Consider the following 7098-nt stretch of genomic DNA (forward strand, 5'->3'; position numbering starts at 1 on the left):
GGCCGCCGGCCTGGCCCTGCTGGTGTTGGGCTCGCAGCTGCTGGTGAAGGGGGCCACCACGGCGGCCGTGGCTCTGGGGGTGAGCCAGACGGTGATCGGCCTGACGATCGTGGCGGCCGGCACCTCCATGCCTGAGCTGGTCACCTCCGTGGTGGCCGCCTACCGGGGCAGGGCCGACCTGGCCATTGGCAACGTGGTGGGCAGCAACCTGCTCAACCAGGTGCTGATCCTGGGCCTCTGCGCCGTGGCCTCCGGCAGCAAGGGGCTGGCGGTGGATCCGGTGATGATTAGCCGCGACCTGCCGATCATGGTGGCCACCACCCTGGCCTGCCTGCCGATCTTCTGGAGCAACGGGACGATCTCCCGTCTTGAGGGCTGGCTGCTGCTGGGGCTCTACGGGCTCTATCTGGTGGAGCAGGTCCTGTCCGCCACCACTGGCGGCGAGATCGTCGACAACACCTACCGGTTCGTGGTGCTGGTGGCGGTGCTGCCCCTGCTGATGGTGTTCCTGGTCTGGCAGGTGCTGCGCTGGAAGCAGCAGCGCAAGCTTCTGGCCGTTCAGGGTGGCGACTAGGAACGGGGAGGTCGGCTCAGCGGCGGTAGCGTTTTGCCATGGTTTCCGCCTCTGCACAGCCGTTCGTACCGCCCGCGATTCCCTGGCGTGAGCCCAGGGGGCTGGCGGCGCTGCCGGATCTCGGCCCCGGCCTGAATCCGGAGGCTTGTCGCCTGGCCCTTGCACGGCTCTGTGCCGACGCCGACGTGATGGCGGTGCTGGTGTTCGGCTCGCGGGCCCGGGGCGAGGCGCGCCCTGATTCCGATCTGGATCTGGCCGTGATCGTGGGCCGCGCCCAGCTCACCCCCGCCGAGAAGGCCGCCTGCTGCCAGCGCTTTCGCAAGGCCCACGGGCCCCTCGGCGTCAGGGTGGACCTGGTGCTGGCCGGTGCCGCCGACGCCGAACGGTTGGGTGGCTCGCGCTGGCACGTGTTCGGCGATGTGGCCCGCGAGGGTAAGGTGCTCTATGTCGCCGGCTGAGGACGCGGCCCTGCTGCTGGCGATCGTGCGCCGCCATCTGCGCACCTTGCGGATCGGGCTCGATCGTGCTGAGCGATCGCCGGCTACCACGGGTGCATGAGCTGACCGACCTCGCCTCTGTGGCGGGACAGGCTCTGGAGCCTCGGCTGGCGGCGCTGCAGGAGTTTGCTGTGGAGGCCCGCTACGAGGCAGGCCCCTTCCCCCTGCCGGCCGAGCGATCAGAGCTGCTGGCTCTGCTGGAGGCCGAACTGGAACGCTGTGAGCGGGCTGTGGCGGGGCTCGACTGATCGGCCAGCCCGCGGCGCCTGGGGTTCGGCGCTTCGGAGTGACCGGGGTGGAGCTTCGTGCTCAGGTTGTTCTGTCCGAACCCGTCCCAATACGGTGAGATTGGGTGCAACCACTCCCTGGATGGAGCGCTGACGGATGGCCAGGTTGGGCTGCGGCAGCAGGGTGTTTCTCCGGTTCTGCCTACGTCGACGGGGTTTAGCGGTGTTGCCCTTAGGGCAACTCGAACGTATGCTTCCCACGGCGGAAGATTTGGGACTTAGACGTTTCCGATCAAGAAGAGCTAAGCCCCATAAACAGAGACTCCATGCGCATTCCACAGGGCTTCAGTACCGTCACTCCGTACTTCTTCGTGGAAGGAGCTGATCGCTTTCTTGAATTCCTCGCTGAGGCATTTGGTGCTGTTGAGATTGGCCGCCACATGAACGGCGAGCGCATTGCAAATGCGCAAGTGCGGCTTGGAACATCAACTGTCATGGTCAGTGAGGCATCGGCAGAGTTTCCTGCCATGTCGGCTTCGTACTACCTGTACGTCGAGAATGCTGATGAGGCGATGATGAAGGCCGTTGCTGCGGGGGGCGTAAAGATCATGGATGTAGCGAACATGCCATACAACGACAGGCAGGGCGGCATCCGAGACCAGTTCGGGAATCTGTGGTGGTTGTCGGAGCGCCTGACAGATGATCCGTACTGAAGGGCAGGCTGGGCGCATCACCTTGCGGTACTGCCAAGGATGTGCGGCCTAAACTGTGGCTCGAGATTTTATTCCACAGTTCTCAGCAGGCCGGATCTGCCGACCCAGTCTTTTCCTAGGCGGTTAGAAACGTTCCCGGGAGCCAGCGAGATAGGGTATGGATTGGCCTCGAGCAAAGGACCGGTGCGTACTCCACTCGCTTTCGCCGCCGCAGGCCTTCTGGCCATCACCCTCCCTGCCGGGGTTGGAGTGGCTCAAAGCGCGATCGAGAGTCAGAGGGTCACGTTTCGAGCTGGAGCGGATTCCACCCTGCTCAAGGGACAGCTCAAGGGCGACCAGACTGTCGACTACAAACTGCGGGCGGGCGCCGGTCAGACCCTGAGCGTGGAACTCAAGGGTTCCAACGTGCAGAACTACTTCAACGTGATGGCGGCCGGGACCGACACCGCCCTGTTCATCGGCAGCAGCTCAGGCAACCGCTTCCGTGGGCCCTTGCCCAGCGATGGCGACGTCAGGGTGCGGGTGTATCTGATGCGGCCGGCGGCGCGCCGCAATGAATCCAGCACCTACAGCCTCAAGGTGGGGATCCGTGGTGCTCCCCTCACCCCCGTGCCCGCGTCCCGCGATGCGCTGATCCCAGGCACGCCGTTCCACGCTTCTGCGGAGGTGTCCTGCGGGTCCGGCAGCAGCGGTAAGGCCACCAGGTGTAAGGCCTCCGTGATCCGCCGGGCTAACAACAGCGCCACGGTGGTGGTGATGAACCCCGAGGGCCAGAATCGTCAGTTCCTGTTCGTGCAGGGCATGGCCGTCGCGTCCGATCAGCCCGAGAAGCTCTCGGTGCAGCGGCGCGGCGATGTGTCGGTGCTGGTGCTTGGGGAGAACGTCGAGCGCTACGAGATCGTCGACGCCCTGGTGGTGGGGGGTTGAGTTCCATGGACGTCAGGTGGGAAGCAGCCAGATGGTGGACTTGTTCGTCAAAGGTGATCAGGCTGTCAGTGCCGGTAGGATCCTTTTTCTGACCCTCCCTCGCCTGGAAGGTGATGACGAAGCTTGATTTCGCCTGGGCGTTGACGGGTTATGTCCTGGTGAGCTTTGTCCTGTTCCTGGCCACGTCCTTCACCACGCTCGGCTGGATCCTCTACATCCTGATCCTCCTTCCGATCTATGCCGTGATCGTGCTTGCTCGGTGGCTTTCGCTTGGGCGCAACCATGGCGATCGCGTGCGCACAAGGATCTGGATCTGGCCGGTTGTTCTGGTGCTGCAGGTTGCGGTCCTTCTGACCTCCCCGGGCAACTGCTATGGGTGGAGTCAGGGTGATCGCTGCTATTCCAACCTGCAGATCGTGATGGGACAGGCCCCACGAACCGGGCCCAGCATGCTGGCGCGGTGGAAGCCCGTGGAGAACAGCTTCCACCTGTTCATCCTGGCCTATGGGGCCTCCCTGGCTTTGGCGGTGTCCCTGACAGGAGCCAGGGAGAGGTGACGGGCCATGAAGCGTTTGATCGGCCGTCCGCCAAGCGTGTGGATATCCCAGGTTCTTTTTCTCCTCTCCCTGATCGGCTTTGGGGTTGCATTCCTGGGCGCTCTCCTCAGCTGCTTTTCGGTTGGACCGTCCCCGCGTTGCCCCGCGTCCGTCACTCCCACGGACGTCCTGATCAGCCTCCTGGTGATCGTTCTTGCGGGGCTGACCTTCTGGGGGTTGCAGACAGGACGGCGCTACGGTCAATGGCTGGGCGCCATTCTTCTGATCGCCGCGGTGGTCGTCGGTATTTCTGACAGTCCGCTGCCCAGGGCCCTCAACGTGGTGCTGCTCTCCCTGCTCTCTGGCGGCGGCGGTCTGCCAGACCCCCTCCAGGCCTGCGGCCATCCGTTTGGCGGGATGACCTATCTCTGTGGCTTTTCCAGTTATGCGGCACTGGCCTGGAGGGTCATCGCCGATCTGTTGCCCTCACTTCTTCTGGGCGTCCTGGCGGTTCGTCTGCTGTGCAGCGATGCGGTCAGACGCTTATTCCACCAGCGAAGTAACGGGTAGCCTCTCGGCCCCCTACACCTCCGCCAGCACCTTCTCCTCCTCCTCCACGCTCACCACGCGCCCGGAATCCTCGAAACCATCGATCTGGTCGAAGTTGAGGTAGCGGTAGAGCTGGTCGGAGAGGGGATCGATCTTGGCCGCCGCGATCTCCAGGTACTCGGCCGGGCTGGGGATTCGGCCCAGCAGGGCACACACTGCAGCCAGTTCGGCGCTGCCCAGGTACACCTGGGCGCCGTTGCCGAGGCGGTTGTTGAAGTTGCGGGTGCTGGTGGAGAACACGGTGGTGTTGTCCTCCACCCGGGCCTGGTTGCCCATGCACAGGGAGCAGCCGGGCAGCTCCATGCGGGCGCCGGCGGTCTCGAACTTGGCGGTGTAGCCCTCGGCCCGCAGCACCTCGTCGTCCATGCGGGTGGGGGGACACACCCACAGCCGGGCGGCGCTGGTGCCGGCCCCATCCATCACCGTGGCAGCGGCGCGGTAGTGGCCGATGTTGGTCATGCAGGAGCCGATGAACACCTCGTCGATCCGGTCGCCGGCCACCTCGCTCAGCAGCTTGACGTTGTCCGGGTCGTTGGGACAGGCCAGGATCGGTTCGGTGAGTTCGTCCAGGTTGATGTCGATCACCGCCGCGTATTCGGCGTCGGCATCGGCCTCCATCAGCACCGGATCGGCCAGCCAGGCCTCCATCGCCCTGATCCGCCGCGCCATGGTGCGGGCATCGCTGTAGCCCCGGGCGATCATGTTCTTGAGCAGCGCCACGTTGCTGCGCAGGTATTCGCTCACTGTCTCGACGCTCAGCTTGATCGTGCTGCCGGCGCAGGAGCGCTCGGCGGTCGCGTCCGTCAACTCAAACGCCTGCTCCAGTTTCAGGTCGGGGAGCCCTTCGATCTCCATGATCCGGCCGCTGAAGATGTTCTTCTTGCCGGCCTTCTCCACCGTGAGCAGGCCCTGCTGGATGGCCACGTAGGGAATGGCGTTGACCACGTCCCGCAGGGTGACGCCCGGCTGCAGGGAACCGGAGAAGCGCACCAGCACCGATTCGGGCATGTCGAGGGGCATGGCGCCGATGGCGGCGGCGAAGGCCACCAGGCCGGAGCCGGCCGGGAAGGAGATGCCGAGCGGGAAGCGGGTGTGGCTGTCACCGCCGGTGCCCACCGTGTCCGGCAGGAGCATGCGGTTGAGCCAACTGTGGATGATGCCGTCGCCGGGCCGCAGGGCGACGCCACCCCGGGAGCTGATGAAGTCGGGCAGCTCGGCGTGGGTCTTGAGGTCGACCGGCTTGGGGTAGGCGGCGGTGTGGCAGAAGCTCTGCATCACCAGGTCAGCGGAGAAGCCCAGGCAGGCCAGCTCCTTCATCTCGTCGCGGGTCATCGGCCCGGTGGTGTCCTGGCTGCCGACGCTGGTCATCAGCGGTTCGCAGCTCGTGCCGGGGCGCACCCCCGCCAGGCCGCAGGCTTTGCCCACCATCTTCTGGGCCAGGGTGAAGCCCTTGCCCGTGTCGACCGGGGCCACTGGCCGGATGAAGGCCTCGGACGGGGGCAGGCCCAGCTGCAGCCGCACCTTGTCGGTGAGCGAGCGGCCGATCAGCAGGGGGATGCGGCCACCGGCCCGCACCTCGTCGGCGATGGTGCTGGGCTTGAGCTCGAAGCGGGCCAGCACCTCCCCGGCGCCCGGCTCGCCGGCGGCCCGTTCGATCGTGCCCGCATACGGCCGGATCGTGATCACGTCGCCGCTGTTGAGCCCGCTCACGTCGCACTCGATCGGCAGGGCGCCGGAGTCCTCGGCGGTGTTGAAGAAGATCGGCGCGATCTTGCTCCCGAGCACCACCCCGCCGCTGCGCTTGTTGGGCACGTGGGGGATGTCGGTGCCGATGTGCCAGAGCACCGAGTTGATGGCGGATTTGCGCGAGCTGCCCGTGCCCACCACATCGCCCACGTAGGCCAGCGGGTGGCCCTTCGCCTTCAGTTCGGCGATCAGGCCGAGCCCCTCCGGCATGCGCGTCTCCAGCATCGCCATCGCGTGCAGGGGGATGTCGGGGCGGGTGGTGGCGTGGGTGGCCGGCGAGAGGTCGTCGGTGTTGGTTTCCCCGGTCACCTTGAACACCGTGACGGTGATCGCCTCCGGCAGGGGCGGCCGGGCGTGGAACCATTCCGCCGCCGCCCAGCTGTCCACCACCTGGCGGGCCAGGGGGTTGGTCTCGGCCAGCTCCAGCACGTCGTGGAAGGCGTCGTACACCAGCAGGGTGCGACTCAGCCCCCGGGCGGCCTCTTCGGCGATGGCGGCCTCCGGGCAGGAGAGCAGCTCGATCAGGGCGCCGACGTTGTAGCCGCCGATCATGGTGGCCAGCAGCCGGGTGGCCTCCAGGGGGCTCACCAGGGGGCTCGTGGCCGTTCCTTTGGCGATCCCGCTCAGCCAGCCGGCCTTCACGTAGGCGGCCTCATCCACCCCCGGCGGAATCCGTTCGCTCAGCAGGTGCAGCAGGAAGGCCTCCTCGCCGGCGGGCGGCTGCTCCAGCAGCTGGGTGAGGGCCTGGGCCTGGGGGGCGGTGAGCGGCAGGGGCGGGACGCCGAGGGCTTCGCGGGCCGACGCGGCCTCGCGGTAGGTGGGCAGCAGGTCGGAGGGCGAGAGGGACATGGGCGGCATGGGTCCGGGTCGTACCCCCGGATGGCTTGGGCGTGGCCCCCATTGTTCTTCCCCGCGGGTCCGCCCTCTGGTGACGACGGCTGCAGAAGTGGCCGATGGGACCGGTGGCGTCAGTTCGTAGGCTGGGGGGTCTGACCCATTCCCGCCGGCCGCCCCGCATGATCCCCACCTCCGATCTCCACGTGGTGGAAACCCGGCCGCTGGTGCCGCCGGCGGTGCTGCATGCGGAATTGCCCCTGTCCGAGCAGGCCGCCCGCACCGTGCAGCAGGCGCGCGAGCGCATCAAGGCCATCCTGCATGCCGGTGACCAGAGGGTGCTGGTGATCGTCGGCCCCTGTTCGGTCCATGACGTGGCCGCCGCCCGCGAGTACGCCGAGGCCATCGCCCAGGCCCAGCGCCGCCACCGGGGCG

At 66.7% G+C, this 7098-nt stretch carries 8 protein-coding genes and 1 pseudogene; 8 read left to right on the forward strand and 1 reads right to left on the reverse strand.

What is annotated here, in order from left to right; translation table 11 throughout:
• The 7 genes from KBZ04_RS12605 to KBZ04_RS12635 all read left to right on the forward strand — a co-directional run.
• Positions 1–574: sodium:calcium antiporter (locus tag KBZ04_RS12605; protein ID WP_409995976.1), on the forward strand; the 574-nt coding region annotated here is incomplete at its 5' end.
• Positions 575–612: 38 nt separating this feature from the next.
• Positions 613–1032, forward strand: coding sequence for a nucleotidyltransferase family protein (locus tag KBZ04_RS12610; RefSeq protein WP_254992261.1), 420 nt, complete (start codon positions 613–615; stop codon positions 1030–1032).
• Between the two features lie 92 nt (positions 1033–1124).
• Complete coding sequence (locus tag KBZ04_RS12615; protein WP_254992262.1) at positions 1125–1319, forward strand: hypothetical protein; 195 nt, start codon at positions 1125–1127, stop codon at positions 1317–1319.
• A gap of 305 nt (positions 1320–1624) precedes the next feature.
• A complete protein-coding gene (locus tag KBZ04_RS12620) occupies positions 1625–2011 on the forward strand; it encodes a VOC family protein (protein WP_254992263.1) in 387 nt (128 codons plus the stop codon).
• Between the two features lie 249 nt (positions 2012–2260).
• Positions 2261–2938, forward strand: a complete 678-nt coding sequence (locus tag KBZ04_RS12625; protein WP_254992264.1) for a hypothetical protein — start codon at positions 2261–2263, stop codon at positions 2936–2938.
• A gap of 113 nt (positions 2939–3051) precedes the next feature.
• Entirely contained in the window at positions 3052–3495 is a 444-nt protein-coding gene (locus KBZ04_RS12630; protein ID WP_254992265.1) for a hypothetical protein, read from the forward strand.
• A gap of 6 nt (positions 3496–3501) precedes the next feature.
• A complete protein-coding gene (locus tag KBZ04_RS12635; RefSeq protein ID WP_254992266.1) occupies positions 3502–4044 on the forward strand; it encodes a hypothetical protein in 543 nt (180 codons plus the stop codon).
• A gap of 12 nt (positions 4045–4056) precedes the next feature.
• On the opposite strand, the gene acnB is transcribed toward KBZ04_RS12635, so the two are convergent.
• Positions 4057–6678, reverse strand: a complete 2622-nt coding sequence (gene acnB, locus KBZ04_RS12640) for a bifunctional aconitate hydratase 2/2-methylisocitrate dehydratase (protein ID WP_254992267.1) — start codon at positions 6676–6678, stop codon at positions 4057–4059.
• A gap of 167 nt (positions 6679–6845) precedes the next feature.
• Here acnB and KBZ04_RS12645 point away from each other — a divergent pair.
• Positions 6846–7098: pseudogene (locus KBZ04_RS12645) on the forward strand (3-deoxy-7-phosphoheptulonate synthase); the annotation flags it as partial.

The sequence above is a fragment of the Cyanobium sp. N5-Cardenillas genome, assembly GCF_024345515.1.
Lineage (GTDB): Bacteria > Cyanobacteriota > Cyanobacteriia > PCC-6307 > Cyanobiaceae > Cyanobium.

What these genes read in the sequence shown, in the direction of transcription:
- KBZ04_RS12610 (WP_254992261.1), top strand. Translation starts at nt 613, where the DNA reads ATGGTTTCCGCCTCTGCACAGCCGTTCGTACCGCCCGCGATTCCCTGG.
- KBZ04_RS12620 (WP_254992263.1), top strand. Translation starts at nt 1,625, where the DNA reads ATGCGCATTCCACAGGGCTTCAGTACCGTCACTCCGTACTTCTTCGTG.
- KBZ04_RS12630 (WP_254992265.1), top strand. Translation starts at nt 3,052, where the DNA reads ATGACGAAGCTTGATTTCGCCTGGGCGTTGACGGGTTATGTCCTGGTG.
- KBZ04_RS12635 (WP_254992266.1), top strand. Translation starts at nt 3,502, where the DNA reads ATGAAGCGTTTGATCGGCCGTCCGCCAAGCGTGTGGATATCCCAGGTT.
- acnB (WP_254992267.1), bottom strand. Translation starts at nt 6,678, where the DNA reads ATGTCCCTCTCGCCCTCCGACCTGCTGCCCACCTACCGCGAGGCCGCG.